27 protein-coding genes, 2 tRNA genes and 2 pseudogenes are annotated in these 25,637 nt (G+C 57.0%); 16 read left to right on the top strand and 15 right to left on the bottom strand.

Translation table 11 applies throughout. The annotated features are described in order from the left end of the window. Nucleotides 1-50: 50 nt before the first annotated feature. The 4 genes from ACCD02_RS09680 (at nucleotide 51) to modC (ending at nucleotide 3,747) form a co-directional block, all read left to right on the top strand. Nucleotides 51-1,127: an NAD(P)H-dependent flavin oxidoreductase gene (locus ACCD02_RS09680; protein ID WP_413300739.1), complete on the top strand. Its 1,077-nt coding sequence runs from the start codon at nucleotides 51-53 to the stop codon at nucleotides 1,125-1,127. A 94-nt stretch (nucleotides 1,128-1,221) separates the two neighbouring features. Then, nucleotides 1,222-1,977: a molybdate ABC transporter substrate-binding protein gene (modA, locus tag ACCD02_RS09675; protein WP_413300737.1), complete on the top strand. Its 756-nt coding sequence runs from the start codon at nucleotides 1,222-1,224 to the stop codon at nucleotides 1,975-1,977. Beyond that, entirely contained in the window at nucleotides 1,978-2,655 is a 678-nt protein-coding gene (gene modB, locus ACCD02_RS09670) for a molybdate ABC transporter permease subunit (protein ID WP_413300735.1), read from the top strand. It abuts the gene before it with no gap. Nucleotides 2,656-2,658: 3 nt separating this feature from the next. Next, a complete protein-coding gene (gene modC / locus ACCD02_RS09665; protein WP_413300733.1) occupies nucleotides 2,659-3,747 on the top strand; it encodes a molybdenum ABC transporter ATP-binding protein in 1,089 nt (362 codons plus the stop codon). 15 nt (nucleotides 3,748-3,762) lie between these two features. Here the strand turns inward: modC and ACCD02_RS09660 are convergent, their stop codons facing one another. Next, nucleotides 3,763-4,074, bottom strand: a complete 312-nt coding sequence (locus ACCD02_RS09660) for a helix-turn-helix domain-containing protein (RefSeq protein ID WP_413300731.1) — start codon at nucleotides 4,072-4,074, stop codon at nucleotides 3,763-3,765. A gap of 192 nt (nucleotides 4,075-4,266) precedes the next feature. Here ACCD02_RS09660 and ACCD02_RS09655 point away from each other — a divergent pair, with 192 nt between their 5' ends. The 3 genes from ACCD02_RS09655 (at nucleotide 4,267) to ACCD02_RS09645 (ending at nucleotide 7,636) form a co-directional block, all read left to right on the top strand. Beyond that, nucleotides 4,267-6,807 (top strand): excinuclease ABC subunit A, encoded by a 2,541-nt coding sequence (locus ACCD02_RS09655; protein WP_413300729.1) that lies wholly within the window; start codon nucleotides 4,267-4,269, stop codon nucleotides 6,805-6,807. Between the two features lie 141 nt (nucleotides 6,808-6,948). Further along, nucleotides 6,949-7,034: transfer RNA gene (locus ACCD02_RS09650), tRNA-Leu, on the top strand. Between the two features lie 218 nt (nucleotides 7,035-7,252). Next, nucleotides 7,253-7,636, top strand: a complete 384-nt coding sequence (locus tag ACCD02_RS09645) for a bacteriocin (RefSeq protein WP_413300728.1) — start codon at nucleotides 7,253-7,255, stop codon at nucleotides 7,634-7,636. Nucleotides 7,637-7,698: 62 nt separating this feature from the next. Here the strand turns inward: ACCD02_RS09645 and ACCD02_RS09640 are convergent, their stop codons facing one another. Then, a complete protein-coding gene (locus ACCD02_RS09640) occupies nucleotides 7,699-8,016 on the bottom strand; it encodes a hypothetical protein (protein ID WP_413300726.1) in 318 nt (105 codons plus the stop codon). 444 nt (nucleotides 8,017-8,460) lie between these two features. Here ACCD02_RS09640 and ACCD02_RS09635 point away from each other — a divergent pair, with 444 nt between their 5' ends. Beyond that, nucleotides 8,461-9,135: a hypothetical protein gene (locus ACCD02_RS09635; protein ID WP_413300724.1), complete on the top strand. Its 675-nt coding sequence runs from the start codon at nucleotides 8,461-8,463 to the stop codon at nucleotides 9,133-9,135. A 103-nt stretch (nucleotides 9,136-9,238) separates the two neighbouring features. Next, nucleotides 9,239-9,853 carry a hypothetical protein gene (locus tag ACCD02_RS09630; RefSeq protein ID WP_413300722.1) on the top strand — a complete coding sequence of 205 codons (615 nt, stop codon included), beginning with the start codon at nucleotides 9,239-9,241 and terminating at the stop codon, nucleotides 9,851-9,853. Between the two features lie 116 nt (nucleotides 9,854-9,969). Here the strand turns inward: ACCD02_RS09630 and ACCD02_RS09625 are convergent, their stop codons facing one another. Then, nucleotides 9,970-10,938: a hypothetical protein gene (locus tag ACCD02_RS09625; RefSeq protein WP_413300720.1), complete on the bottom strand. Its 969-nt coding sequence runs from the start codon at nucleotides 10,936-10,938 to the stop codon at nucleotides 9,970-9,972. 1,002 nt (nucleotides 10,939-11,940) lie between these two features. Between ACCD02_RS09625 and ACCD02_RS09620 the strand changes: the two genes are divergently transcribed. Beyond that, nucleotides 11,941-12,504 carry a hypothetical protein gene (locus ACCD02_RS09620; RefSeq protein WP_413300718.1) on the top strand — a complete coding sequence of 188 codons (564 nt, stop codon included), beginning with the start codon at nucleotides 11,941-11,943 and terminating at the stop codon, nucleotides 12,502-12,504. 142 nt (nucleotides 12,505-12,646) lie between these two features. Here the strand turns inward: ACCD02_RS09620 and ACCD02_RS09615 are convergent, their stop codons facing one another. From ACCD02_RS09615 to ACCD02_RS09605, 3 genes are read right to left on the bottom strand one after another with little or no spacing between them, the layout of a single operon-like run. Further along, a complete protein-coding gene (locus ACCD02_RS09615; protein WP_413300716.1) occupies nucleotides 12,647-12,859 on the bottom strand; it encodes a hypothetical protein in 213 nt (70 codons plus the stop codon). Further along, nucleotides 12,856-14,136 (bottom strand): Y-family DNA polymerase, encoded by a 1,281-nt coding sequence (locus tag ACCD02_RS09610; RefSeq protein ID WP_413300714.1) that lies wholly within the window; start codon nucleotides 14,134-14,136, stop codon nucleotides 12,856-12,858. The genes ACCD02_RS09615 and ACCD02_RS09610 overlap by 4 nt, the downstream gene beginning before the upstream one ends. Beyond that, nucleotides 14,123-14,554 carry a LexA family protein gene (locus tag ACCD02_RS09605; protein WP_413300712.1) on the bottom strand — a complete coding sequence of 144 codons (432 nt, stop codon included), beginning with the start codon at nucleotides 14,552-14,554 and terminating at the stop codon, nucleotides 14,123-14,125. Before ACCD02_RS09605 ends, ACCD02_RS09610 begins: the two co-directional genes overlap by 14 nt. 99 nt (nucleotides 14,555-14,653) lie before the next feature. Here ACCD02_RS09605 and ACCD02_RS09600 point away from each other — a divergent pair, with 99 nt between their 5' ends. Beyond that, entirely contained in the window at nucleotides 14,654-15,358 is a 705-nt protein-coding gene (locus tag ACCD02_RS09600) for an SOS response-associated peptidase (protein ID WP_413300710.1), read from the top strand. A gap of 246 nt (nucleotides 15,359-15,604) precedes the next feature. Further along, a complete protein-coding gene (locus tag ACCD02_RS09595; protein ID WP_413300708.1) occupies nucleotides 15,605-16,534 on the top strand; it encodes a DUF2806 domain-containing protein in 930 nt (309 codons plus the stop codon). A gap of 6 nt (nucleotides 16,535-16,540) precedes the next feature. Here the strand turns inward: ACCD02_RS09595 and ACCD02_RS09590 are convergent, their stop codons facing one another. Next, on the bottom strand, nucleotides 16,541-16,990 hold the full coding sequence (locus ACCD02_RS09590) for a DUF2514 family protein (RefSeq protein ID WP_413300852.1): 450 nt from the start codon (nucleotides 16,988-16,990) through the stop codon (nucleotides 16,541-16,543). Next, on the bottom strand, nucleotides 16,915-17,127 hold the full coding sequence (locus tag ACCD02_RS09585; protein ID WP_413300706.1) for a hypothetical protein: 213 nt from the start codon (nucleotides 17,125-17,127) through the stop codon (nucleotides 16,915-16,917). The genes ACCD02_RS09590 and ACCD02_RS09585 overlap by 76 nt, the downstream gene beginning before the upstream one ends. 212 nt (nucleotides 17,128-17,339) lie before the next feature. Here ACCD02_RS09585 and ACCD02_RS09580 point away from each other — a divergent pair, with 212 nt between their 5' ends. The 3 genes from ACCD02_RS09580 (at nucleotide 17,340) to ACCD02_RS09570 (ending at nucleotide 18,675) form a co-directional block, all read left to right on the top strand. Beyond that, on the top strand, nucleotides 17,340-17,558 hold the full coding sequence (locus tag ACCD02_RS09580; protein ID WP_413300704.1) for a hypothetical protein: 219 nt from the start codon (nucleotides 17,340-17,342) through the stop codon (nucleotides 17,556-17,558). 40 nt (nucleotides 17,559-17,598) lie between these two features. Then, on the top strand, nucleotides 17,599-17,880 hold the full coding sequence (locus tag ACCD02_RS09575) for an XRE family transcriptional regulator (protein WP_413300703.1): 282 nt from the start codon (nucleotides 17,599-17,601) through the stop codon (nucleotides 17,878-17,880). 132 nt (nucleotides 17,881-18,012) lie between these two features. Further along, a complete protein-coding gene (locus ACCD02_RS09570; RefSeq protein ID WP_413300701.1) occupies nucleotides 18,013-18,675 on the top strand; it encodes a hypothetical protein in 663 nt (220 codons plus the stop codon). Nucleotides 18,676-18,896: 221 nt separating this feature from the next. On the opposite strand, the pseudogene ACCD02_RS09565 reads toward ACCD02_RS09570, so the two are convergent. The 3 genes and pseudogenes from ACCD02_RS09565 to ACCD02_RS09555 form a co-directional block, all read right to left on the bottom strand. After that, a pseudogene (locus ACCD02_RS09565) lies at nucleotides 18,897-19,439 on the bottom strand (hypothetical protein). A 43-nt stretch (nucleotides 19,440-19,482) separates the two neighbouring features. Next, nucleotides 19,483-19,782, bottom strand: a complete 300-nt coding sequence (locus ACCD02_RS09560) for a DUF1364 domain-containing protein (protein WP_413300699.1) — start codon at nucleotides 19,780-19,782, stop codon at nucleotides 19,483-19,485. Beyond that, nucleotides 19,782-20,188 (bottom strand): annotated as a pseudogene (locus ACCD02_RS09555) (DUF1367 family protein). Before ACCD02_RS09555 ends, ACCD02_RS09560 begins: the two are co-directional and overlap by 1 nt. A gap of 14 nt (nucleotides 20,189-20,202) precedes the next feature. On the opposite strand from ACCD02_RS09555, the gene ACCD02_RS09550 reads away from it, so the two are divergent. After that, the gene (locus ACCD02_RS09550; RefSeq protein ID WP_413300697.1) at nucleotides 20,203-20,595 is read left to right on the top strand and encodes a hypothetical protein; all 393 of its coding nucleotides are present in this window, start codon (nucleotides 20,203-20,205) and stop codon (nucleotides 20,593-20,595) included. Nucleotides 20,596-20,860: 265 nt separating this feature from the next. Here ACCD02_RS09550 and ACCD02_RS09545 read toward each other — a convergent pair. The 4 genes from ACCD02_RS09545 to ACCD02_RS09530 all read right to left on the bottom strand — a co-directional run bounded on the left by ACCD02_RS09545 (nucleotide 20,861) and on the right by ACCD02_RS09530 (nucleotide 25,041). Then, nucleotides 20,861-20,934 (bottom strand) — tRNA-Cys (locus ACCD02_RS09545). A 236-nt stretch (nucleotides 20,935-21,170) separates the two neighbouring features. After that, a complete protein-coding gene (locus tag ACCD02_RS09540) occupies nucleotides 21,171-23,384 on the bottom strand; it encodes a xanthine dehydrogenase family protein molybdopterin-binding subunit (protein ID WP_413300695.1) in 2,214 nt (737 codons plus the stop codon). After that, nucleotides 23,381-24,376 carry an FAD binding domain-containing protein gene (locus ACCD02_RS09535; RefSeq protein WP_413300693.1) on the bottom strand — a complete coding sequence of 332 codons (996 nt, stop codon included), beginning with the start codon at nucleotides 24,374-24,376 and terminating at the stop codon, nucleotides 23,381-23,383. The genes ACCD02_RS09540 and ACCD02_RS09535 overlap by 4 nt, the downstream gene beginning before the upstream one ends. Continuing rightward, the gene (locus ACCD02_RS09530) at nucleotides 24,376-25,041 is read right to left on the bottom strand and encodes a (2Fe-2S)-binding protein (RefSeq protein WP_413300692.1); all 666 of its coding nucleotides are present in this window, start codon (nucleotides 25,039-25,041) and stop codon (nucleotides 24,376-24,378) included. The genes ACCD02_RS09535 and ACCD02_RS09530 overlap by 1 nt, the downstream gene beginning before the upstream one ends. Nucleotides 25,042-25,637 lie beyond the last annotated feature (596 nt).

Raw genomic sequence — 25,637 nt, 5'->3', positions numbered from 1 at the left:
TAACCTTGTGCCGTTGCTCAACCATCCCCCACAATCATGGAGAGAAAACAATGACTGCCTGGCCCGATACCCGCATCCTGACCCTGTTCGGTATTGAACTGCCGATACTCGAAGCGCCCATGGCCGGACCGTCCGGCTCGGCCCTGGCCATTGCGGTAGGCAACGCCGGAGGCCTGCCGTCCCTGCCCTGCGCGCTGCTGACCGAAGAACAGATTCGCAGCGAAGTGGCCTTGATCCGCCAAGGCACCCGGGCGCCACTGAACCTGAATTTCTTCTGCCATCAACCGCCGGAGCCGGACGAGCGCCGCGCTTTACAATGGAAATTGGCACTGCGCCCGTACTATCAGGAACTGGGTGCCGATTTCGACGCGCCTACGCCAGTCTCCAACCGCGCGCCTTTTGAAGAAAGCAGCTGTGCCCTGGTGGAAGAACTGAAGCCGGAAGTGGTCAGCTTCCATTTCGGTCTACCGCCCAAGGCATTCATGGATCGGGTAAAGGCTGCCGGCGCCAAAGTCATTGCTTCGGCGACCACCGTGGATGAAGCGGTCTGGCTCGAAGAGCGCGGCTGTGATGCGATCATCGCCATGGGCTATGAAGCCGGTGGGCATCGCGGCATGTTTCTCAGCGATCGCCTGGAAACCCAGGTCGGCCTCTTTGCCCTGATCCCGCAGATCGTCGATGCAGTCAGCGTGCCGGTGATTGCCGCAGGCGCCATCGCCGACGGCCGTGGGGTCGCCGCTGCCTTCATGCTCGGCGCTGCTGCGGTGCAGGTTGGCACCGCTTATATGTTCTGCCCGGAAGCGAAAATGACTGCTCCGCATCGCGCCGCCCTGGGCAAGGCCAAGGACAGCGAAACGGCGGTGACCAATATGTTCACCGGCCGCCCGGCCCGGGGCATCATCAATCGGGTGATGCGCGAACTCGGCCCCATGAGCGATCTGGCGCCGCGCTTCCCGCTGGCGGGCGGCGCCTTGATGCCGTTGCGGGCCAAATCAGAGCCAACGGGCAGTGGCGATTTCATGAATATGTGGGCAGGCCAGGCCCTGGGCATCAAGCATGAGCTGTCGGCAGAGACGCTGACCCGGCAAATGGCCATCTCAGCACTGGAAAAGCTCTCGGGTCGTTGAAACCGGGCTTCCGCGAATCGTGCCAGCGCTATATATTCAGCTATATAGCCATATGCTGGCGCGATTCCCCCCAAACAACATCATGGAGCTGTTCATGCGCTTGTCTTCCCGTCTGTCCCTTGCTGCCGTCGTCGCCACCCTGGCGACAAATCCGGCTTTTGCCGATGAAGTCCAGGTCGCCGTTGCTGCCAACTTCACCGCGCCGATTCAAGCCATTGCCAAGGACTTCGAAGCAGACACCGGCCACAAACTGGTCGCCGCCTATGGCGCCACCGGGCAGTTCTACACCCAGATCAAGAATGGCGCACCGTTCGAAGTATTCCTTGCCGCCGATGACACCACCCCGGCCAAGCTGGAGCAGGAGGGCGATATCGTCAAAGGCTCGCGCTTCACCTACGCTGTCGGCACTCTGGCCCTATGGTCGGCCAAGGACGGTTACGTCGACGATAAAGGTGAAGTGCTGAAGAAAAACGCCTACCAGCATCTGTCCATCGCCAACCCCAAAGCCGCGCCTTATGGCCTGGCAGCCACCCAAACCCTGGCCAGACTGGGCCTGACCGAAGCCACTCAGGCTAAAATCGTCGAAGGCCAGAACATCACCCAGGCCTATCAGTTCATCTCCACCGGCAATGCCGAGTTGGGTTTTGTCGCCCTGTCGCAGATCTACAAGGATGGCAAGGTCACCAGTGGTTCGGCGTGGATCGTCCCGGCCAACCTGTATGAACCGATCAAACAGGACGCGGTGATTCTCAACAAAGGCAAGGACAACGCCGCCGCCAAGGCCTTGGTCGAGTACCTGAAAGGCCCGAAAGCTGCTGCCGTGATCAAGTCCTACGGGTATCAGCTGTAAATGTTGAGCGGGGCCGACTTTGCGGCGATAGGACTGACCCTGAAACTGGCGTCCCTGACTACTCTGATTCTGTTGCTGGTCGGTACTCCCATCGCCCTGTGGCTGGCCCATACGCGCTCCTGGCTCAAGGGGCCCGTCGGTGCCATCGTGGCACTGCCACTGGTGCTGCCGCCGACGGTGATCGGTTTCTACTTACTACTGCTGTTGGGCCCCAATGGCGCCGTGGGGCAGCTCACTCAGTCCCTGGGGCTTGGCACCCTGACCTTCAGTTTCACCGGGCTGGTCATAGGCTCGGTGCTCTACTCCATGCCCTTTGTCGTGCAACCGTTGCATAACGCTTTCGCGGCCATCGGCACTCGTCCGCTGGAAGTCGCCGCGACCTTGCGGGCCAATCCGCTGGACACTTTTTTCTCCGTCGTGCTGCCCCTGGCCCGACCGGGCTTTGTCACTGCGGCCATTCTCGGCTTCGCTCACACCGTCGGCGAGTTTGGCGTGGTGTTGATGATCGGCGGCAATATTCCCGACAAGACTCGCGTGGTCTCGGTACAAATCTTCGATCACGTCGAGGCTATGGAATACGCACAGGCTCACTGGCTGGCGGCGGTCATGCTGGTCTTTTCATTTCTGGTGCTGCTGGTGCTGTATTCCAGCGGCACGCGCAAGGCCGGCTGGAGCTGACTCTTGACCTCACCCATCGAAATCCGCCTGCGTGTGGACTATCCCGAATTCAGCGTTAATGTCGACTTGAGTTTGCCGGGCCGTGGCGTTACGGCGCTGTACGGTCATTCGGGCTCGGGCAAGACCACCTGCCTGCGCTGTGTCGCGGGTCTGGAAAAGGCCGGGCAAGGTTATATCCGTATCAACGACGAAGTCTGGCAGGACAGTGACCGGGGGATGTTTCTGGCGCCGCACAAACGCGCACTGGGCTACGTGTTTCAGGAAGCCAGCCTGTTTCCCCATCTGTCGGTGCAGAGCAATCTCGAGTTCGGCCTGAAGCGTATCGCCGCCAGTGAACGGCGTATTCAATTGAATCAGGCAGCTGAACTGCTGGGCATCAATCATTTGCTGGGCAGGCGCCCGGACAAGCTCTCCGGTGGCGAGCGCCAACGGGTCGGCATCGCCCGCGCCCTGCTGACCAGTCCACGCCTGCTCTTGCTCGACGAGCCTCTGGCGGCGCTGGATAGCTTGCGCAAGAACGAAATCCTGCCGTATCTGGAGCTTCTGCATGACGAACTGCAGATCCCCATGCTTTATGTCAGCCACTCACAGGATGAAGTCGCGCGGCTGGCTGATCATTTGGTGTTGCTCGAGCAGGGCCAGGTCATTGCCAGCGGCCCCATCGGCGAGACCCTGGCGCGTCTGGACCTGCCCCTGGCCATGGGCGATGACGCGGGTGTGGTGATCGAGGGCGTGGTCAGTGCCTATGACGACAAGTACCAACTGGTGAGCCTGACACTACCCGGCAGCGCCCTACAGATGCGTGTTGCTCATGCCGCGCTGGCGGTTGGCAAGGCCTTGCGTTGCAAGGTCCAGGCACGTGATGTCAGTTTGAGCCTGCTGGGCGACGAACCCAGCAGCATCCTCAACCGCCTGCCGGTGACGGTGATCAGCCAGGTCGCCGCCGACAATGCCGCCCACGTCCTGCTGCGTCTGGACGCCGAAGGCACGCCGTTGCTGGCGCGGATTACCCGCTACTCGTTCGATCACTTGCAGATTTGCCCAGGCCAGCAGCTATGGGCGCAGATCAAGGCGGTGGCGGTGTTGGCGTGAGTCCCATAGAACACATCAGCGCCTGGTTGTCGCCATCGCTTCGGTAAACGCCCGCACTGCCACCTCCACTTCCTTGAGCAACGTATCCTGCGGGGTGACGACCGTGTCGGGATTGCGCACAGCGTGATCCAGCCGATCGGTCAGCACATACAGCACATCTACCCCGCCCTTGGCCAGCGCCACCAGATAGTCCGCCTTGGGCAGACGCTCGCCACTTTCGTACTTGCCCTGGGCATTGGCTGCCACGCCGCCCATGGCGCCGAGTACCTGCTGCGACAATCCCAGACGCTTGCGCTCTGCCCTCAATCGCATACCTAGTTCTTTCATGGACCTGTCTGCTCCGCTTGTCTTGGGCGCGCAAGTCTCGCAAAAAGCGTCGGGGCCAACTCGTCTCCAGACCACCCGGTCGACCTTTCAGTAAAAACAAAGAGACTATTCCTACAAAAAACCGTCAGAACCCAACAGCATTTGATACAAAACAGCCACATGACACTTATTGACTCCTGACGTAGGCCGCCAATGACTTCACAGCATGACGCTCCCGATGACGCCCTCCTTGCCAGCCCGATCAGCCGAGGCCTGGTCAGGGTGCGCGGCGCCCGGGAACACAACCTGAAAAATGTCGACGTGGATATTCCCCGGGATGCCTTGGTGGTGTTCACCGGGGTGTCCGGTTCGGGCAAGTCGTCCCTGGCGTTTTCCACCCTGTATGCAGAGGCGCAGCGACGCTATTTCGAATCCGTGGCGCCTTATGCGCGGCGCCTGATCGATCAGGTCGGCGTGCCGGATGTCGACTCCATCGAAGGCCTGCCACCTGCCGTGGCCCTGCAACAGCAGCGCGGCACACCGAGCACGCGCTCGTCGGTGGGCAGCGTTACTACGCTGTCGAGCCTGATCCGCATGCTGTATTCCCGGGCCGGTCACTACCCGGCCGGGCAAGCCATGCTGTACGCCGAAGACTTCTCGCCCAACACCCCGCAGGGCGCCTGCCCGCAGTGCCATGGCCTTGGCCGGGTGTATGAGGTTACGGAGCAGACCATGGTCCCGGACGACTCTCTGACCATTCGCCAGCGCGCAGTAGCCGCATGGCCTACGGCCTGGCAGGGGCAGAACCTGCGCGACATCCTCGTCACGCTCGGCTATGACGTGGACATTCCCTGGCGCGACCTGCCCAAGGAGCAGCGCGACTGGATTCTGTTCACCGAAGAACAACCCACCGCGCCAGTCTACGCCGGACTTACCCCGGCCCAGACCCGCGAAGCCCTCAAGCGCAAGCTCGAACCCAGCTACCAAGGCACCTTCACCGGCGCTCGACGCTACATCCTGCACACCTTCACCCACTCGCAAAGCGCGCTGATGAAGAAACGTGTCTCGCAGTTCATGATCGGCAGCCCCTGTTCCCTGTGCGAAGGCAAACGTCTGACCCGGGCGGCGCTGTCGGTTACTTTTGCCGGTTACGACATCGGCCAACTGGCGCAAATGCCGCTGCTGCAACTCGCCGAAATCCTGCGTCCCGTGGCGCAACAAAACACAAACACTTCGGATTTGTCCGTAGAAAAACAGTTGGCAGCACAGCGCATCGCCCAGGACCTGTTGGCCAGGGTCAGCACCCTCACCGATCTTGGCCTGGGTTATCTGGCCCTGGAGCGCAGCACACCGACTTTATCCTCAGGAGAGCTGCAACGGCTGCGTCTGGCCACGCAACTAGGCTCGCAACTGTTTGGGGTGATCTATGTACTGGATGAGCCGTCTGCCGGGCTGCATCCCGCCGACGGTGAGGCACTGTTCAATGCCCTGCAACGCCTCAAGGCTGCCGGGAACTCACTGTTCGTCGTCGAGCACGATCTGGAAACCATGCGCCGCGCCGACTGGTTGATCGATGTAGGTCCCGCTGCCGGTGAGCACGGCGGCCAGGTGCTGTATAGCGGCCCGCCGGCGGGACTGGAGCATATCGAAGCCTCGCGGACTCGCCTGCACCTGTTCGCCCAGTCCGATACCCGCCAGCACACTCGACGCGAACCCAAGGACTGGCTGCGCCTGGAGGGAATTACCCGCAACAATCTGAATAACCTAAACGCCGAATTCCCCCTGGGCTGCTTTACCGCCGTGACCGGGATTTCCGGCTCGGGAAAATCCAGCCTGGTCAGCCACGCGCTGCTGGAACTGGTTGGCGAACATCTTGGACAGACCCGCGCCAATAGCGATAACGAAGCACCGAGCCTGGAAGACGATGCACCCCAGACCAGCAGTGGCCATGTGGTGGCCGGGCTCCAGGCGATTCGCCGTCTGGTCCAGGTCGATCAGAAACCCATCGGCCGCACACCGCGCTCCAACCTGGCAACCTATACCGGGCTTTTCGACAATGTGCGCAAATTGTTCGCCGCCACCGCCGAGGCACAGGCCCGGCACTATGACGCCGGGCAATTCTCCTTCAACGTCGCCAAGGGCCGCTGCCCGAACTGCGAAGGCGAAGGCTTTGTCAGCGTCGAACTGCTGTTCATGCCCAGCGTCTATGCACCCTGCCCGACCTGCCACGGCAGCCGCTACAACGAAGAAACCCTGGCGATCCAATGGCAGGGTCTGAACATCGCCCAGGTGCTGCAACTGACCGTGGACGACGCGCTGCCGGTCTTCGCCGACGAGCCCGGCATCCTGCGCGCCCTGACTGTGCTCCGTGACATCGGCCTGGGCTACCTGCGCCTGGGCCAGCCCGCCACCGAACTGTCCGGCGGCGAAGCCCAGCGCATCAAGCTGGCCACCGAACTGCAACGCAACCAGCGCGGCGCGACCCTTTACGTACTCGACGAACCCACCACCGGCCTGCACCCCAGCGATGTAGATCGCCTGCTCAAGCAGCTCAACCAGTTGGTCGATGGCGGTCATACGGTAGTGGTGGTCGAGCATGAAATGCGCGTTGTGGCCCAGAGCGACTGGGTTATCGACATTGGCCCGGGGGCCGGGGATAAAGGCGGCAGGATTGTGGTGAGCGGTACGCCGGAAACCGTGGCGGAGAGCAAGGAGAGTCGAACGGCGCCGTTTTTGCGCAAGGTGTTGGCATGAGAAAATCGGCCCACGTTACGTAGATTCATGATTTTTCGACATTTTTGCAAACACGTGCATGCAGGATTTTGTCGCACTTTCCTGGACAGTCGGCTTGCTTCACTGGGGAGGGATGTATATATTCCCTGCCTTGGCGCTACCGCCCCGATGGCGAAATTGGTAGACGCAAGGGACTTAAAATCCCTCGTCCTTTGGACGTGCCGGTTCGACCCCGGCTCGGGGCACCATATATAGATCAAGGGCTTGCGTGAGGTTTTCCTCCGCAGGCCCTTGTTGTTTCTACCTTCCGATTTTGCCGCCCTCCCCTGACGACGCCCCTCAGCAGGAATGCTAAAGTGCGCGCACCGGGCATATGCGCAATCAAAAAGCCACTATCCCGCGGGTTCAGGCTTACACTTCAACACAGTCATCAATCCCTCTTCATCGTAATCCCGAGGTTCATATCATGCGTTTGACATTCCCTGCCCTGGTTCTTGGATTGCTGGTCGCCCAAGGCGCGCTGGCGGGCGAGGCTTCTACAGCTGTGGGTGGTGGTCTGGGCGGTGCGCTGGGCAATATCGTCGGCCAGAAAATGGGCGGCAGTACCGGTGCTGCACTGGGTGCCGGTGTTGGTGGTGCAGCCGGGAGCGCAGTCGGTGCCAAGAAAGGCAGCAAGGTCAAAGCAGCCATCGGTGGTGGACTGGGCTCGGCCGGTGGTTCGTTGCTGGGTAACAAGCTGGGCGGCAGCACCGGCGGAACCATCGGCGCAGGTCTGGGCGGCGCTGCGGGTGGCGCGATCGCTGGCAGCATGGGCGATGGCAAGAAGTCGCACAAAAAACACGACAACTGAGTCAACCGCAGACTCTCTTCCATTGGCTTTGCAGCCCCCCCCTGCAAAGCCGTTGAACGGGCTTATTTACGCGAAGAAATCAGCAACAGCGTCAACAGCAGAAGAAACCCAACACTCAACCAGTCCGCGACACCACGTTTGCGCCCTGCCCGTTGCAGTACTCTCTGCTCCAGACGCAAGACTTCCTCGACATACATCCTTAGAAATAACAGCTTTTCGTCTTCCGGCCAGGACGCTAAAAACGTCTGCAGCGCCTCCATCTGTACATCCTCCAGGCGCAGCACGTCCCCGCCACGTTCAAGCACAACCCGCCTCTCGGTAAAATCACGTAACGCCCTGCTTTTGGCCACGGTTCGGTGAGTTCTTCTTTCAATAGCCATATGCCCTCCGAATAAATCCGGAGGGCCTTTCAATGATTGATATCGACATTCCATTCATGCCCCTGACCCCAAGACCTTTGGGGAGCGGCTGAAAGCTAGCAATTCGCTAGTTGTCATGGGAGGTTCGAGCAGCAATAACAGAAACTTCCCACATAACAGCAAGAGGAGGACTACAAGAAGCTATCTATTTGATTAGCTTTAAATTATAGATTCAACCTGTCCGGATGGCCGCAATATCTCTTCAAACATATCGCCAAGGCTCATGGCAGTGAATCCTGACGTCTGCTTCATTGCGGTCCTGGCCCCTCACCGCCTGCTGAACGGCATTAAAATAAATTCTATCGATGACGACAATTCATGAAAAAGATGTGATTTTTTTGTGAAAATATCGTTATTTGATCGCCGAGCTGACAAGTCGATCAGCCCCTGGATGGAGCTCTTGACGTGCAATCCCCTTTTGAAGATCTGAAATCAGCATCATTTGCACTACTACTCAGGCTTGCCCTGGTCGGGCTGGCACTGACTATGATCTGGCTCGACGTCACGGTCTTTCATACCGAAATCCTGGAAATATCCTTCACCGAAATCAGCCAGGAGCTGATGCTATTCATTTGTGCACTGCTCTTCTGGTTTTCATCAGGCGAAGCCAGCCAGAAAGGCTTCAAGATACTGGCGGGCGGCTTTTTTGCCTGCCTGTTGATGCGGGAGCTCGACGGCCTGTTCGATCCCATCAGCCATAGCGCCTGGTGTTTGCCCTTCTCCCTTATCGTGATCGTCTGCCTGATTAAAGGCTTCAACGCTCAGAATCGGGATAACACTTTTGCCGCGCTGGCCGCTTTCAGCCGCACACCTGCTTTCGGTACGCTCTCGACCGGATTGGGCATCCTGGTGTTTTCCCGGGTATTTGGCATGGGTTCGCTATGGCATGCGATTCTGGGCGATGGCTACGCACGCCTGGCCAAAACGATGGTGGAAGAAAGCGTCGAACTGCTGACGTACTCAATGTGGCTGGCCGGGAGCATCGATTATTTTTTGCAGCAGCGCGTATTGGCGGCGGACAACAAGCAGAGGCTTTCGGTCGAAAGTCTCGGGCGTCATGTCTATGTCCCGAGCAAGTAAGTCAGCTCAACTCGGGGCCTGTCCAGGGGGTCTGCATCGGTGATGGTGGTGCGCAGTGATAGCAAGGTAGAATCGCTGCCCCACCCTGAAACGGAATTCCTCCATGTTGCTCCGCGCAGTGTTGATCCTGTGTGCCTTCGCCACCCTTGGCGGCTGCGCATTTGGCCAGAAAATCGATTACCGGCAAGCCACCACCGCCCTATCAGCCCATACAGCTACGCCAATCATGGTCAACGTGATCGACCAGCGCCCTTACGTAATCTCCGGCAGCAAGAAACCGATCTACGTTGGCACACTGCGAGCCCTGTATTACAACCCGTTCAATATTAATACCCTGACCGGCCAACCATTGTCCTCGGACCTTGCCGAAGCCGTGCGCGCCTCACTGGAACGCTCGTCGATAAATGCCAAAGTGGTGTTTTCGGCCCTCAGCGCAGAGCCCGGGCAAAAACTGCTGGTGCTGAAAGTCCGAGAGTGGAAAAGCGACGCCTATATGCGTGTCCGATTCGACTACGACATTACCGCAAGTGTGATCGACGGCGCCGGGAGAGAACTGGCGACTAAGAGCGCCAAAAGCACCGGGCAGATCAATAACTACATTCTCGCGGGCTCCAACGCCCTGGGCAGCGTGCTGAATGACAGCGCGATTATCACCGCACTCTCGGCGGATACGGTGACCACAGTCGGCGTCCAGACTCCGAGCGCGCCCGCGCCATAATCCTCTGACAACAGTGTGGACAGTGTCATGAAGATTTTCGACGCCACACAGTGCATGGCTTCGATGAGTATGTGTGACGATATCAGGTAACTTGCACTTGCACCTTGGGAAGCCCACTACAAAGTGGGCTTCTTTTTTGCGCTACGCATAAGCTTCAGATTCATCGGAACCAGAAAGTCGATGACATCATCAGTCACGTAGAAATAGCCTTCAAACTGCGCATTATCCTTGCGCCAGAACGCCACATGACTGGTGTAACGGCTGGGATCTCCAGCACCAATCAACGACGCCGGATAAGCAGAATCAAAACCCGTTCCGCCATAAAAACGGCTTAGGTAAGCGACAATGGCTTCGTATTCCTCGCGGCTTTTTGACTCGATGGCTACTTCATAAAAGAGCCCGGCAAAAAGACAGGCCCTGGCACTGATCTGATCCTGTCCCGGGATAACATCGCGCAAGCCACTGGCCTTGCGACAGTTCAATGCAGGACTGATCTGATCCGGCTTGAACTCCTTTGGAACAGCAGCAGCGAGCTCTCCCAACTTCAACCCCGCAAACATGAACGCCGGTCTGATTGTACGTTTTAGTTGCAGATCAGCGACGTTCAGCTCGAACTTGGCGATCCCGCGTGATTTGACGGGGATTTCGATGGACAACCGTTGCGCCATGGTCAACGCGCCTGCAAAGGCCGCGCTTTTGGCCGGTGCGAATTTACCCTGGGCATGATCGAGCACAATATCGACGTACTTGACCGTCCCAACATCGAATTGGACGGCCGCTACGCAGTCTTTACCATCGCAATCGAGCTGGTCGTTTTCCAGGACAAACGCGACATCAGATTGTTGCTCACCCTGACTGCTCACCGTGATTGTCAGGCTTGCAAAGTCGTCGGTGGCCTTGACTGTTTGCCTGGCGACGGGGATAGCCTGGTTCTTGAGATCCAAATATTCCCAGGACGATGACAACGCCGGTACAGAAATAAATGCGGCACTCGCTAACACCATTAATCGACGAATGTTCATCCCCGGGCCTTCTCCTTTTGAGACGTAATTTAGCAGCATCTCGCTCTCCGGGCGCCCTGCCATCTTCACAATCCCGCCCAGTGAGTGATCAGAGTCGACGCTGGCTCGCTGACGGACGCATCCCGCACGATAGGGAGGCTGTGTTCTACCTGCGCCAACATTGTGCTCAAGGACAGGCATATGAATTGCTCAAAACCGCTCATCGTACTCGCCATCACAATGCTAGCAGGATGCGCGTCATACAATGAACGAGGCACTGGCGAAGGTCAGGACTCAAGCAAGGTCGGGAAAATCTCCTGCGACGCGAAGCCGCCGAACCAGCCTGGCTGCTACCAGAAAAACTCCACCGACTGGCATTTCGGGAACTTCAGGCTTGGGTTTGGGGTTTGATCCATCAACGTCGCGGCTAGCCGAGACAGAATTGTCTGCGTCGACACGTTCTGGAGTCGCAGAGCAGGATCGAATGAAGCATCATTCCGACTTTATTGATAGACATCGGCCGAGATGGGCTGATTTCGCTCATCTCACTCCGCGCAATTAGCTATTTTGAAACCCGTCCGGTTTTTTCACACCCAATAAAAAACCCCGCAGACGTCAATCTGCGGGGTTCTTATGAGGTGGAGGCCGAGATCGGAATCGAACCGGCGTAAGCGGATTTGCAATCCGGATGTAAAAATTATATTTTTCAATGAGTTAACCACCATCCCTTTCCGCAATTCTGAATTTTATCGTTCTGATTTGTCCAGTAAAGCCTGAGCACGTTAGGTTGATTGCGGAAATGTTTTTTGTCCTTCTTATCGCGTCTCGCTGCCAGATTAAAGCACCAGCACTCAGCAAGCTCAGCGATGCTGGCCTCCAGAACGTACATCTAAAAACCCCATAGCTACTGAGTCAAGTAACAAAAAAGATACAGTCATCCAGTTTTTTGCATCATCCAACTAACACACAGTTCTCAAAGGTATATAAATCAAAGATTTTCAGCAAAAATAATCTTTAACTTAAAATACCTTCTCTACTTTTCTCAACTTAACTTTTGTAAAAAACGAAAGCCAAGGGATTGTCAAAATGAAAACATTGATACCTGCATACTACCTTATCATCTGCTCGAGCCTCATCGCAGGCTGCGTGACCTCACCTCCACCGGGAATTTCAGTAGCCCGTGCTCTGTGTGAGATAAAAGTGGGCTTTTTAAAAGATGAAGCAAACTTTCCTGGGCAAAAAATTGGTGTTATACCATCAACAATATCCGTGGAGCTCGTAGTGGAGGCGACCAAGACCAGTAAGGGCCAACTTGAGCTTGGACTGGCCATGCCCACTACACAAACTACTGCCGGTGCGTTATTTGCTCGAGAAAAAGGTTTCAAGAACACAAGCACCATCACCGTAAACTTTGTTAATCCACTCACACTCGCACAGTCTACGATTGCCGGGAAGTCATCACCCTCTGATATCAGCCCCCCTCGGTGGTTCAATGATAGTCACTTTACAACATCAAAAGATGCATTTGAGACGATAAAATCATTAGAGCGCAACCCATTAAAAGCAGATGCTAGTAGCGATGGGGCTGCTAAGGCATCCACGGCTGAAAAACAAAATTTCGACTGTTCATCTTTGGATCGGGCAGCCTAAATAGCGGTATATAAACGAGGAAGCCCGTTGCGCACGGGTTTCATAGCTCTTGGGCATAACACAGCGGTATCTGACTGAGAGTCATTAACTAAATCTACGGCTTGCCGACACTCATCATCTTTTCCCGGCGTCCTGCCATTATTCAATCTGCAATCTTAAGTATTGCCCCCTCACCGATCGCCCACCACCTGGCACAGTCGATCAGCTCGTACATCTCGACCAGGTCTTCATCTGCGATCACACCCCGGCAACCCGCCACGAAAGCCTCCAGATAATCACGCCGACCATCAGGATCAGCGATCAACGCTTCCCGATCGTTGATAGCCACATTCCATTCGTCCAGAAGGACCTTCAATTGCACTTCACAACCCACAACTGATCGAGGCGTGTCGTGTAGCTCTGGCTCATCAGGTTGCGCTGCATACCCCAATCTGGCGCCGCTGGAACCGTAGCAGAACGAACAGTCCCCCGGCCCCAGCGACCATTGATCTCATCCATCACGCTCATGATCCGGTCGCTCGTCTGCGGCTGGGTCACGGCGAACAGGTCATCAGTAAACTCGTCCGGCTGCCGCAGATCGAGCAGCAGCACTTCGGCCTTGCTGTACCGGAAACCCTCCCTGAAAACCCGATCCACCGCAGCGGTCGCGGCCCGCGTCATCATCAGCGTGTCATTGGTGGGATATGGCAGTTCTACCAGCGCTCCTTGCGCATATTTGGCTTCGTCGGGGTTGAACATGCCCGTGCGGATGCTGACGCGCATCCTCTTGCACAGCGAGCCCTGGGCTCTAAGCTTCTCGGCGGCGCGGGCGGTGTAGGTGGCCACTGCCTCTTTGATGGGCGCGATGTCGGTCAGGCGCTTGCCGAACATCCGACTACTGCAGATCTCTTGCTTTGGCGGTTCTTCTTCGCCCAGCTCCAGGCAGGGTGTGCCAGCCAGCTCCCGAGCCGTCTTTTCGATAACAACACTGAATTTTTGCCGCAACATGGTCGGGTCTGCCTTGGCCAGGTCCATCGCCGACAGGATCTTCATGGCTTCCAGATGAGCTTTCATTTTGCGGCCGATGCCCCAGACCTCGGAGACGGCGGTATTGCGCAGCACCCAGTCGCGCTTGTGCGGGTCGCAGATATCCACGACACCTCCCGTCTGGGCTTGCAAGCGCTTCGCGGTGTGGTTGGCCAGCTTGGCCAGCGTCTTTGTGTGCGCAATGCCTACCCCGACCGGGATGCCGACGTAACGTTGAACGTTGCTGCGAATGCGACGGCCTAGAGCTGTCAGGTCGCCGGAAATCCCGGTCAGATCGGCGAAGGCTTCGTCGATGCTGTAGATCTCTACGGCTGGCACCATGGATTCGATGACGCTCATGACTCGCTCGCTCATGTCGCCGTACAGCGCATAGTTGCTGCTGAAGGCCATGATGCCGTTCTGTCGGAGCACATCTTTAATCTGGAAGTACGGCGCGCCCATCTTCACGAACGGCTTTGCGTCGTAACTGCGGGCGATGACGCAACCGTCGTTGTTGCTCAACACCACAATGGGCGTTCTGGCCAGGTCCGGCCGAAAGACTCGCTCGCAACTGGCGTAGAAGCTGTTGCAGTCGATCAGCGCAAAAACCGGCTCAGGTTTTGTCATGATCGCGCACGCTGAACCTGACCACGCCGATGATGATCAGGTCATCGCCCTCCAGTATGTGTCGCGGTGGGTATTTGCTGTTTTCGGATTTCAGAATGAAGACGTTATCGCGCATGTGCAGGCGCTTGCAGACCGGTTCGGAGTTGAGCGCGGCAATCACGATGTCGCCATGCTCGGCATACCGACTGCGGTCTACAATCACTAGGTCGCCGCCGTAAATCCCCGCCCCTTGCATGCTGTCACCTTCGATCTTGGCCAGGTACACATGCGGCGCACGAAGCTCGAACAGCTCATCCAGGGAGATGTGCTTTTCGATGTGATCGGCAGCCGGCGACGGGAAGCCGGCCGGGACCTGGAACGAGTAAAGCGGGAATTTATCGCCGCTGGCCGACAACGGCCCGAGGATGGTGACGCTCATGATGCGAACCTTGTGGTTGATAACTGTATGCATATACAGTTAACGACGAAGGCTGTTTCTGGTCAATGTCCTGTGTAGGAAATTTCGACGGGTGACATCATGTGTGGACGCTACTCGATCTACGAAACAATGGACCACTACCTGCGACAGCTTGCCCTGGACCTGGTCGTGATCAATGGCTACGACCACGAAGAAATCAACCGGTACAACGTGGCGCCATCGACTCGGGTTGAGATCATCCGGCCCGGTGATGGCGGCCTTCGGGTAGACAAGGTCAAGTGGGGCTGGAGCCCGTTCTGGGCGAAGGGCAAGCGGCCTGATCCGATCAACGCCAGGGTTGAGACCGTCGCTACGGGGAAGTTTTTCAAGCAGCTGTGGCCCAATGGTCGCGCGCTAGCCCCAGCAAATGGATGGTTTGAGTGGGTGAAGGACCCGGACGACCCGAAAAAGAAACAGCCCTATTTCATCAGGCTGAAAAGTGGCGAGCCGATGTTCTTCGCTGCGCTGGCGCAGGTTCACACGGATTTGGAGCCGCATGAGGGTGATGGGTTTGTGATTATCACGGATGCGACTGATGCGGGAATGATTGATATCCATGATCGGCGGCCGGTGGTGCTGAACCCGGATGATGCGAGGGAGTGGCTTGAGCCCAACCTCTCCAGCGAACGAGCCTTGAGGCTGGCTCGGCACGCAAGGCCCGTTAATGACTTCGAATGGTACCCAGTTGATACCGCAGTTGGAAATGTTAGGAATGATACGCGAAAGGTAATTACAGATAAAGTATTTACTATATTTACCAAATGATGGCCTAGTATATTATCAGTGATGAGATGCTAAATCATCAATAATTGAAAATCCAGGGTTTTGGAAGGTTCGCGCAGTATGGACGACTAGAATAAAGTAAATGAACAAGAGACCGACGTTAATCAGCTATCGAAAATAACTGATGTTGTCGAGGCCGTTGTAACTGGGATCTCGCCTGCCATTCGCAAGAGTGCGGCTAAAGTATTCGAGCGACTATGCTCAGCGGCGATAGAATATCCTTTAGCATTGATCGAGCCTAAGATTAACGAACACAAAGCAGCATCCCAATCCAGAATCAAAATAATACAAACGTCCGGCGAGCAAATTGCAAGCCAGATATCAGTCAAACCTGAATATGCTGAAGCCGCTTCACATATATATTCCAGAAGAATAATAAGAGAGCAGCTAAATATCGACAAGATCGGGAGAATTGCAGCCGATCAATTACGATTAGAACCCTATGTCGCTGATACACTAGACGCTGATCCAGAAAAAGAGGTTCCAAACGTAGATGTGGACTGGCTCAATACCTTTGAAAAAGAGGCAGGCCAGAAAAGTACGGAAGAGATGCAGCTATTATTCGGAAAAATACTCGCCGGTCAAATTAAAAAACCCGGCTCTTTCTCCATTAAAGCTTTGAAGACGATTTCTGAGCTTGAGCCCTCAATTGCGAAATCCTTCAAAATATTATGTTCGCTGGCCGTTTCGCTAAATGTTGTTGGTGGTTCAACGGCGGATGTTCGTGTGCCTGCGAACAATAGCGCAGGCGACAACGAATTAAGGGCTTACGGCCTGCCTTTCAGCACTCTTAACGCATTGGCTGAATACAATCTTATAAGCGGAAATTTTGACACTTACGCACACTATGGCCATGCGATTGATCGCCACCAAGGAATGATATATCTAGGGTTTCAAGGTGAAAAATACATCTTGGTTCCTGACGGCTCTGACGCAGACACTACCGAATCAACTGTGATATCAGTAACACCCGTTGGAGCCAAGATCTCAACAACAATAAATAAGCAAGTCAAGCTACGCGGCGTACTATTCTCTCAAGTTGGCAGAGAGCTTCTATCAATTGTTGACATAGAGAAGAACGAAGCATACAAAAACTACTTAACCAAATACATAAAGTCTTTTGGCTTCAACCTTACAAAAATAGACTCGAAACAATGATTTAGTTTAACGGTTGTCTCTAACTTGATGATAAGTTAGCTCGCATACCCTGCCGACTAGTCTGGCCCGATCATAAGCATGCGCCAACTCTCCCGCTCTCTGATCAGCCCTTTCGAGCGGGTCGGAGAGCACCATCGCGGCGCGGGTGGCTGTCTGGGTTCGTTCGGCAGTGGCGGTATCGCCGGGGCAGTGGTTGGACATGGCTGCCAGTTGTCGCGCTTGGTCGTGCAGCCGCTGGCCAGCACGATCAGAGTCAGCAGCATCCAGCGCGGCGGTTTCGAGTTGTAGTCTTGCATGCTCGTCTATCTCGTTCGCCGCCTGTTGGCGGCGTTGTTCTTCTGCGCGGGCGGCGCGTTCTGCCTCTGCCCTGCTCTTAGCCGTTATGGCGATCTGTTCGGCCCAGCGGGCCTGCCACTTGTGTTCGGTGGCGTTTGCGCCGTGGCGGTACTCACCCAGCTTGGGATATTGCTCACCGGGTACTTGGCCAGGATCTCGCGCCCCGCCACGGCAGGAAGCCGGGAGATGATGAAGGTATGTTTCTGGCCCTCGACGTCCTTTACCTGCACGATCTTGGGCTTGTTAAGCTCGGTCATGGTGACTCCTTATTGCGTGGCGCGGGTGCGAGCAGGGCTGACCAGGTATCTAGTTTTTCGGGCATGGAGAAGCATCTCGACAGCCTCCCGGCTGGGAGCTGAGAAACAAATTGATAGAAACCGCCTCGTTGACCGATAGGCCCAATGGGCCTAAAATAGCACGCATGGGAAGCGCATAACGCCCGGCCCGACAGCCCCTAAGGGAAGAACATATGAGCAACGAAATGACCACCGCCGAACTCGAAAAGATCCACTCCGGGATTGCAAAGCTGACGACCGAAGCCAGCAAGCTGGACGCGGAAACCAGCAAGCTTCGCTCCGAAGAACGCAAACTCAGCCGCGAAGCACTTTGGTATCCGCTGGCGATGGGATCAGGCCTTGTTGGCGCTACAGCCGCCGCCACACTCGCCCTTAGCAGATACCTCTCTTAATCCAAAGGCCCCGCGAAAGCGGGGCTTCTCATAGGTCAATATGAAAATCATCAAACACTACACGCCGCCCAGCACCGTCGACCTCGAAGCCCTGAAAACCCGGCTCAACAAAACCGGCAATGACATGGCCAATATCGCGGGGCTGTCCGATGGTCGCCAGTGGCGCAAGTACACAGGCGGCGCAAGCCCTCGGGAGGTCAGCGTACAGATGCTGTTTTTCATTGCTGCCCGGCTGACGCTGCCGGAGGAACAGTTAGAGGCGCTGTATGGGGAGATGCGGGCGATGGGGGCTGAGTTGGTCTTGGAAGAACTGGTAGATTGACCGACACCGAAAGCAAGGAGGCAAAACTCGCGAGCGAGTGCTATTGATTCTTTATCAAAATCATAGCAATGTGCCATCATAGAGTGAATATTCATTCGGCAGCCCATCTGGCGGGCCAACAAGCAGGTACACATGGACGACATTCTTCAGCGGATAACCGTAGGCACTGCTATCGCATTAGTGATTCTCACCCCAGTAATTGCTTTTATCCCTAAGTTTTTCACGGCAGGTTTGAGAGCAACTGCACTCGCTGCAGCCAGCGGACTCGTTGGGATAATTTCTGCCTGGGGTATCTGGATACTCTATCCTAATAGATTTAGTTTAAGCCCGCTTCAAGAAAAAATGTTTTTTGTATCATATTACAATGCAATTTTGTATTCAGCCTTATTTTTGATCACGCTGCCAAATGCAATAAGGACAACTTATAGTCGGTGCGCAGAATGGATTAAAGATGATGACGCCCGTCAAGCTACGCTCGACGATATCAAGATGGTATTTGACGGCATCAAGCAACTCGGATTAGCGCTTACGATTGCAATCGGCTTAAAAGTATTTCAAGAGCCGATGACACAACACTTGCACCCATTTATAACCACGCTAATTAATGGCACCTACCTTATAATAGTTATTTATCTTTTAATCTGCGGCTACCTCTGGATAGGCTTCAGCTTTAAGTCGAAACCATCTTCAAAATGGCTCCACCGCTTAGCCTTAGTTTTTTTTGCGACCTATTCGTTGGCTATGCTGTACTACATAATCTGGTCAGCGTTTAAGGATATCTATTTAGACATATAGTAACATTAAGATTATAAAACCTCTAGATCACATAAAGTTTCGGCCGTCATAGGTTAAACTGATCAAAAAACAAAGAAACTCTACATTTAAATAAGCCGTATTATTTGATGCCTAAGACAAAAAGCAAAACCCAGCCTTGAGTGCTGGGCTTTAAACATAAATCTCAATAAGCGCAGAAATGACAGGATGGATAGAATTCTGGCTCACTGGCTCACCACCCGTCAAGCCACTTCCGAAACCAGAAGCCCTTCCGCCTCAAGCATATCCTGCGCCTCGGTCAACGCCTCATTGACGCCGCGCTCCAGATCCTTGCGAATATCCCGCCGCCACCGCTCTTGGGTTTTCACCGGGTGCGGCTCGTCGCTCCAGTTGTCCATGTGATACCAGCCGGCAGGCAGCACTTAAGTAGAACGCTTGCCCTCGGCACCAGCCAATTTAGGCAACGCCCAAGTCACTACCGCGCAATGCCGGAAGCGCTCCGGCGCCGGTGAGCGTACCTGCTTGGCCAGCTCGGCAATGGCTGCGTGCTTGCGCTCGGTATGCGTTGAATATTTCGCCACCAATGCCCGCCGGTGCGCCGGGGCGAGCCCCTTATGCAGCCGCCCGAACACCCAGCAGTCGGCCAGGAAAGCCACCTGTTTGCCACCCACTCCAGGCTGGCTGGTGCATTGCACTCTGGGCTGAAAATCACATCCGCCCGCGCTGTTGATTGTCTCGGCAGCCAGGGCACGAACCACTGCCGCCACCACGTTTCGATAGGTCATCAAACGCCCCTCCCGCATTCAAAATTTTTATCGTCCAGCCTGCTCATGCAGCGCCCTGCCCTTCACGGATCAAAATGGCCTGTGTCCGCATAACTGCCTCGGCGTGGAAATACCGGGCCAGGTCAATATCGATTCTGCAGGTGCGCCGATCGATCTCGTCATGGCAGGCGCTGCACGCCCATGCGCCCTGGAAATCATTGGGTTTAAATCCGGTACCGCAGGTGCCGGCCATTCGGTAATGGGCGAGCACGGTGGTCTCCGGGTTGCCGTTGCAGATGCCTGGAATACGCACCTGACACTCCCTGCCCCTGGCGGCCCTGGTCAATCGGGATTGCCTGACCATTACGCAAAGCCCCCCATCTGCTCAGCCGCGTTCAGCGCGTCCTGCTCGGTGTCGAAGTGCGCCGACAGCACCAATCTCCAGCAAGCGTTGAAAACGTCGCGATAAAGCGGCTCGAACGCCGATTCGTCCATGTGCGCCCAACTGATAGATTTGGCTTCCTTGCGTATCCCCTCGGGCGTTTGCACCAGGTGAAAATGCCCGGCCTCAATAGTCACCCACTCCCGAAACGCCTCGCGGCCCGGGCCTGTTCCAAGCCTTCGATGTACGCCGCCACCGCCTGGGACAGTTGCCCCGGCTTGCCGCTCTGCGCCTCGAAGTACCGCGCCAGCCCACGGATGCCACGCAGTTCCTGACGCGGTACCAGCCCGCCGACCGGCTCCCAGTAATCCCAGGCCAGATCGAGCATGGCGAAGAATTGCCGTGAAAACGCGGGTTCCGCATCCGGGCGAATTTGCCGTGAATCACCTGGCCCAACTTCCATTTCTGGCACTGCTCGCGGTCTGCCTCGGTGGCCGGTACCAGACCTTGCGGCGTGCGAATCAACGCGACCTCAGCCATGGTTCCCCCCCTGCAACAATCCCGCCGGATGTTGAGCGTTGCCAGCAACATGGCGCGGGCCGACCTCGGATTCGCGGGAATGCCCTGCGCATGCACCAGTGCCTCGGCCTGCTTGTGGGAGTGTTCAAGCTGAATCTGCTCTCGCGGGCGAGCGCTGTCGTGACCAATGCCATGGGCGATGCGACCATCCAGCGGCTGCCTGTTCTGTGCGCGACAGATGACAATCGCGTAATTGCGTTCGAAGCGATGGCGTAAGGCTTTATCGCCGTCGTGGGCGGTTTTTAGGTTGAAGAGGCTGGTGGCGTCGGCGGCAACGCGCATGCCGTCATGAATATAACTCCCCATCAGCGCTTCAAGCCACGCGTCGGCCTCGTCGGGCAGGCCCATGTCGGAGGGTGTCGGCGCACACCACGCGACAATCGCGGTATGCGGAACGCATTTGGCGATATGCGGAACACTTTCGGCTTTCCTGTATCCAATAAAAAACCCCGCAGACGTTAATCTGCGGGGTTCTTAGAGGTGGAGGCCGAGGTCGGAATCGAACCGGCGTAAGCGGATTTGCAATCCGCGGCATAACCATTTTGCTACTCGGCCCCAAACGTTCAGTGTCAAAACACAACACTCAACGCGTACAACTCTGAACTGGAAAATCCTTTTAGCTATCTTCCAACTCTTTGAAATCTAAAGGTTTTTTCTATTCCCTGACTCGGGAATGGACGCAATTCTGTACGTCTTCGCTGGCCCTGTCAACCTTCAGAGGGAAAAAAAGCTGTAATTTCCATCAGTTGGCTCGATAGTCCCGCCTCCTTTTGACAAGAGGCGGCGTTGGTTCAGACCCTCATCAGCTTCTCTTTGGTGATCGGCAGGCTGCGGATGCGCTTGCCGGTGGCGTGGTACACCGCATTGGCCACCGCCGCTGCCAAGCCGGTCACGCCGATTTCGCCCATGCCCCGGGCGCCGAACTCGTTGAAGTGGTAGTCCGGGTAGTCCAGCAGAATCACCTCGACCTCCGGCATGTCGGCATGGACTGGCACCACGTATTCTGCGTAGTTGTTATTGGCAGGCATGCCGTCGCGCGGATCAAACTCGCCAGCCTCGAACAGCGCCATGCCCAGGCCCATGACAATCGCTCCTTCCACCTGATTGCGTCCGGCCAGAGGATTGACCACCTTGCCGACATCGATGGCACTGACTACCCGCGCCACGCGCAGGCGCGAGATGCCCGGATCCCAGCGCACCTCGACAAAGTGCACGCCAAAGGAGCGAAACGAATGCTTGGCGCCGCTGGCCGGGCCGCTGAGAAATTTGCCCTCGGCACGGGCCAGCTTTTGCGCCTGCAGGATGTCGGCAAAGCTCGCCCGGCGTCCATTGAGTTGCAGCGCGCCCTCCCCGACTTGCAGCGCTGAGCGATCAGCATCGGCAAACGGACCGTTCTTGGCCACTGCGTACTGGCGCAGTCGATCCAGCGCTTGCCGGGTGGCCCCGGCGACGGCGGGCATGACGCTGGCCGTCGCCCAGGAACCGCCGGACACCGGCCCTGGCGGAAAGGCTGAGCTGCCCAGTTGCACCTCGACCCGGTCGATGAGCAGGCCGGTCAACTGGCTGACGGTCTGGGCGACGATGGTGTAGGTGCCGGTGCCGATGTCCTGCAGACCGCACTGGACCAAGGCCGAGCCATCGGAGCGCAGGGTCACCCGGGCTTCGGTCGGCACTTGATAGGCATCCCAGTTACAGGCGCCGATGCCATAGCCGATGATTTCGTCGCCATCGCGCATGGAGCCAATCTTCGGGTTGCGTTGCTGCCAGCCAAAACGTTGGGCAGCCTGCTCCAGAGCCTCAGGCAGGTGATTGCTCGACCAGGGCAGCTTCACGCTTTCATCGGTGGTAGACAAGTTGAGTTGGCGGAATGCCAACGGATCCATGCCCATCTTTTCTGCCATTTCGTCGATGGCCGACTCCAGGGCAAACAATCCCGGTGCCGCACCCGGAGCACGCATGGAAGTCGGTGTACCGCGATTGACCTGACTGTATTTGTGGGACACACGGACATTGGCGCAGGAATACAGGTTTTTCGTCACCACGCCGCAGGACTCGGTGTATGGATCCACCGTGGAAGTACTGTTAAACGAATCATGGCGAATCGAAACCAGCTTACCCGTCGCATCGGTGGCCATGCGCACGCGCTGGATGGTCTCGGGTCGATGGCCAACCGTGGTAAACATCTGCGCCCGTGGCAGTACCAGTTGCACCGGGCGCTGAGTGATTTTTGCGGCGGCGCAGGCAGCGATGGAGTGTGGCCAGGGCCACAATTTACTGCCGAACCCTGAGCCAATGAACGGCGCACGCACTTCGACGCGATCCGGCGGCAGGTCGAAGACGTTGGCCAGCAGATTGCGATGGTTAAGCACGCCCTGGCTGCTTTCATAGACAAACAACCGACCGTCTTCCCACCAGGCCGTTGTGCTGTGCATTTCCATGGGGTTATGCACTTCTACCGGCGTTGTGTAGGTCACGTCCAGCCGCGCCGCCGCCTCGTGAGCGCCATCGGGCTCGCCGCGCACATGACCACGCCCGCCATCCCGCGCACCATGCAGCCGCAGCCCTTCTTCGAGGGAGCGCACGGGCGCCGTCGCCGCATATTCGACCTTGACCGCATGGGCCGCCGCCCTGGCCTGCTCGAAGCTGTCGGCCAGGACCAGGGCGACGAATTGCCCCGGGTAATGCACTTCGGAATCTTCAAACGGCAGCCGATGCTCATCGGTCCGGCTGGCGACAAGGATGTCTTTGAAGAAGTTGATCGGGCCATCAGGGGTGCGGTGCAGCACAGGCATATTGCCGTGATGGAGAATTTTTACCACGCCAGGCATCCGTTGCGCGGCCCGATCGTCGATGCTGACGATGCGCCCGCTGGCAACGGTGCTGTAGACGCCATAGGCATACAGCAGGTTTTTCATCGGATGATCGGCAGCGTACTTAGCGGCGCCAGTCACTTTCAGCCCGCCGTCGATACGCCGGTGGGCAACACCAATCACGGGCTCGCTCATGTCGAAGCCTCCAGAGTCAGATCACGCAGGTTGCGCACAATGGCCTGCTGCCCCAGCGGCACTTTGAAGGCGTTGTGCTCGGTAGTTACAGCACCCCGCAGCGCTACTTCGCCTGCGCGCTGGAACAGGTCCAGCGATGGCTTCTGGCCGAGTAGCACATGCTCGGCTTCGACGGCACGCCAGGGCTTGGTAGCGACGCCGCCCATGGCCAACCGCGCTTCAACGATCTTGCCGCCTTCCAGCCGCACGATCACCGCACTCGACGCCAGGGCGAATTGGTAGGAGGTGCGGTCGCGCAGCTTCAAATACGCCGAGCGGCTGTCCGCCAGGGGCGCATCCAGAGTGATGTGGGTGACCAGCTCATGGGGCTGCAACGCATGCTCGCGCCAGGGCGAATCACCTGGCAGCAAGTGGAAGTCGGCGAAGGCAATGTCCCGCGAGCCTTTGGCACCCTGCACAGTCACCTGCGCACCAATCGCCGCCATGGCCACGCACATGTCCGAAGGATGGGTGGCAATACAGTGTTCGCTGGTGCCCAACACCGCATGCACGCTGCGACTCAAACCGCCGATGGCAGCGCAGCCGGAGCCGGGCTGACGCTTGTTACAGGCGGAGATACCGTCACGAAAGTAGTTGCAGCGCACCCGCTGCATCAGATTGCCGGCCGTGGTGGCTTTGTTGCGTAACTGGGTCGAGGCACCGGCCAGAATGGCCTGGGCCAGCACCGGATAGCGCTGCAGCACCAAGGGATCGCTGGCCAACCGGGTATTGCTCACTAAGGCGCCGACGCGCAGACGGCCGTCGGGCAAGACCTCGATCTGCTTGAGCGGCAGACGGTTGATATCTACCACCTGCTCCACTTGCATGACATCGAGCTTGACCAGATCGAGCAAGGTCGTGCCTCCGGCCAGAAACACCTGGGTGCCCTGGCTGGATGCCGCGGCGAAGGCCTGGGCCGAAGAGTCAGCGCGCATATAGTCGAAAGTACGCATCAGCTGACGCCCTCCATCTTGCTCCGTGCCGACTGAACGGCAGCGAGAATGTTCTTGTAGGCGCCACAGCGGCAGATGTTGCCGCTCATGGCCTCACGCACACTGGCGTCGTCGCGGCCCAGATGGGGGTCCTGCAGGATCGCCACGGCACTCATGATCTGCCCCGACGTGCAGTAACCACACTGATAGGCATCGTGATCCCAAAAGGCCTCTTGAACCGGATGCAGCTTGCCGTCCCGGGACAGGCCCTCAATGGTGGTGATCTCGTCTTCGTCGTGCTGCACCGCAATCGACAGACAGGAGTTGATCGCCACGCCATTGACCAACAGCGTGCAGGCGCCGCACTGGCCGTGATCGCAGCCCTTCTTGGTGCCGGTCAGTTGCAGGCGATCACGCAGGACATCCAGCAAAATCGCGTTGGTCGGCACATTGAGCACCTGCGGCACGCCGTTGACCGTCAGGCGAATGCGCCGCTCACCGGCTTTCAGGGTTTCGCTGTCGTCAATGGTTGGGGTCAAGGCTTGCGCCGCCAGTGCCGGCAAGGCCCCCGACAGGGTCACCGCTGCCGCGCCAGAGGCACCGAACTTGAGGAAATTGCGTCGGGAAGTCTGCACGCTGGATGTCTTGGCAATCAGGTTGCCTGACGAACTCTTGGGATCGGTCATGATGTTTCCCTGCATCTTGATATAAATATAAGAAGCGGAATGCACGCAGTGGCCCAACCCCAAAGAGGATGAGACGCATTCTTATTACATCGACACGCACTACCCGCTCTAATGATTGCGACTGGTCGGACGGGGAATAAATTCGGTCACGCGAAGACTTTTTGTCAAAGTCGCGATGAGCGCGAAATAGCTGCAACAGCCTTGTCGGTGCTGGCCCGACGGCGGTCAACAGCCCGGACCTTCAAGATATCAGTGTCTTGCGCAAACCATTACTGCCACTTCGCTCACATGCCTTATTAGTTATGCTAATCAATCAAATGATTAATAAATGTTTCAAGTTAAACAGAGGGGGGGTAATGGTCACTGCGTCGTCCTCGTCTGCAGTGAGCTTTGAACCGTGGGTGTACCTAGGCCGACCGCCTGTTGGAGGTGTCCCCATCGGCCGGGGGCAAAAGCGTATCGCGCATGGAAGAAGTATGGTCGGCTAAAAGTGGTCCTGGCCGACTATAGGGTGCACAACGGTGACCTGTGGATGCTCTGACCATCGTCGAGACAGGCGGCACCGAAGCTCAGGGCGCTTAAAGATTGCTTCAAGC

Origin of the sequence: Pseudomonas sp. Pseusp88 (genome assembly GCF_047303955.1) — a bacterium.
GTDB lineage: Bacteria > Pseudomonadota > Gammaproteobacteria > Pseudomonadales > Pseudomonadaceae > Aquipseudomonas.
Note: the sequence above shows the minus strand (reverse complement) of the source record. Positions and strands in the feature narration are given on the sequence as shown.

Excerpts from the sequence above, each read along its gene's own strand:
- ACCD02_RS09540 (WP_413300695.1), bottom strand. The coding sequence starts at position 23,384 with ATGAGCGAGCCCGTGATTGGTGTTGCCCACCGGCGTATCGACGGCGGG.
- ACCD02_RS09625 (WP_413300720.1), bottom strand. The coding sequence starts at position 10,938 with ATGGCAGGGCGCCCGGAGAGCGAGATGCTGCTAAATTACGTCTCAAAA.
- modA (WP_413300737.1), top strand. The coding sequence starts at position 1,222 with ATGCGCTTGTCTTCCCGTCTGTCCCTTGCTGCCGTCGTCGCCACCCTG.
- ACCD02_RS09655 (WP_413300729.1), top strand. The coding sequence starts at position 4,267 with ATGACTTCACAGCATGACGCTCCCGATGACGCCCTCCTTGCCAGCCCG.
- ACCD02_RS09605 (WP_413300712.1), bottom strand. The coding sequence starts at position 14,554 with ATGAGCGTCACCATCCTCGGGCCGTTGTCGGCCAGCGGCGATAAATTC.
- ACCD02_RS09640 (WP_413300726.1), bottom strand. The coding sequence starts at position 8,016 with ATGGCTATTGAAAGAAGAACTCACCGAACCGTGGCCAAAAGCAGGGCG.
- ACCD02_RS09535 (WP_413300693.1), bottom strand. The coding sequence starts at position 24,376 with ATGCGTACTTTCGACTATATGCGCGCTGACTCTTCGGCCCAGGCCTTC.
- ACCD02_RS09530 (WP_413300692.1), bottom strand. The coding sequence starts at position 25,041 with ATGACCGATCCCAAGAGTTCGTCAGGCAACCTGATTGCCAAGACATCC.
- ACCD02_RS09575 (WP_413300703.1), top strand. The coding sequence starts at position 17,599 with ATGAAAATCATCAAACACTACACGCCGCCCAGCACCGTCGACCTCGAA.
- ACCD02_RS09560 (WP_413300699.1), bottom strand. The coding sequence starts at position 19,782 with ATGGTCAGGCAATCCCGATTGACCAGGGCCGCCAGGGGCAGGGAGTGT.
- ACCD02_RS09620 (WP_413300718.1), top strand. The coding sequence starts at position 11,941 with ATGAAAACATTGATACCTGCATACTACCTTATCATCTGCTCGAGCCTC.
- ACCD02_RS09660 (WP_413300731.1), bottom strand. The coding sequence starts at position 4,074 with ATGAAAGAACTAGGTATGCGATTGAGGGCAGAGCGCAAGCGTCTGGGA.
- modB (WP_413300735.1), top strand. The coding sequence starts at position 1,978 with ATGTTGAGCGGGGCCGACTTTGCGGCGATAGGACTGACCCTGAAACTG.
- ACCD02_RS09680 (WP_413300739.1), top strand. The coding sequence starts at position 51 with ATGACTGCCTGGCCCGATACCCGCATCCTGACCCTGTTCGGTATTGAA.
- ACCD02_RS09630 (WP_413300722.1), top strand. The coding sequence starts at position 9,239 with ATGTTGCTCCGCGCAGTGTTGATCCTGTGTGCCTTCGCCACCCTTGGC.
- ACCD02_RS09585 (WP_413300706.1), bottom strand. The coding sequence starts at position 17,127 with ATGACCGAGCTTAACAAGCCCAAGATCGTGCAGGTAAAGGACGTCGAG.
- ACCD02_RS09610 (WP_413300714.1), bottom strand. The coding sequence starts at position 14,136 with ATGACAAAACCTGAGCCGGTTTTTGCGCTGATCGACTGCAACAGCTTC.
- ACCD02_RS09600 (WP_413300710.1), top strand. The coding sequence starts at position 14,654 with ATGTGTGGACGCTACTCGATCTACGAAACAATGGACCACTACCTGCGA.
- ACCD02_RS09570 (WP_413300701.1), top strand. The coding sequence starts at position 18,013 with ATGGACGACATTCTTCAGCGGATAACCGTAGGCACTGCTATCGCATTA.
- ACCD02_RS09645 (WP_413300728.1), top strand. The coding sequence starts at position 7,253 with ATGCGTTTGACATTCCCTGCCCTGGTTCTTGGATTGCTGGTCGCCCAA.
- ACCD02_RS09580 (WP_413300704.1), top strand. The coding sequence starts at position 17,340 with ATGAGCAACGAAATGACCACCGCCGAACTCGAAAAGATCCACTCCGGG.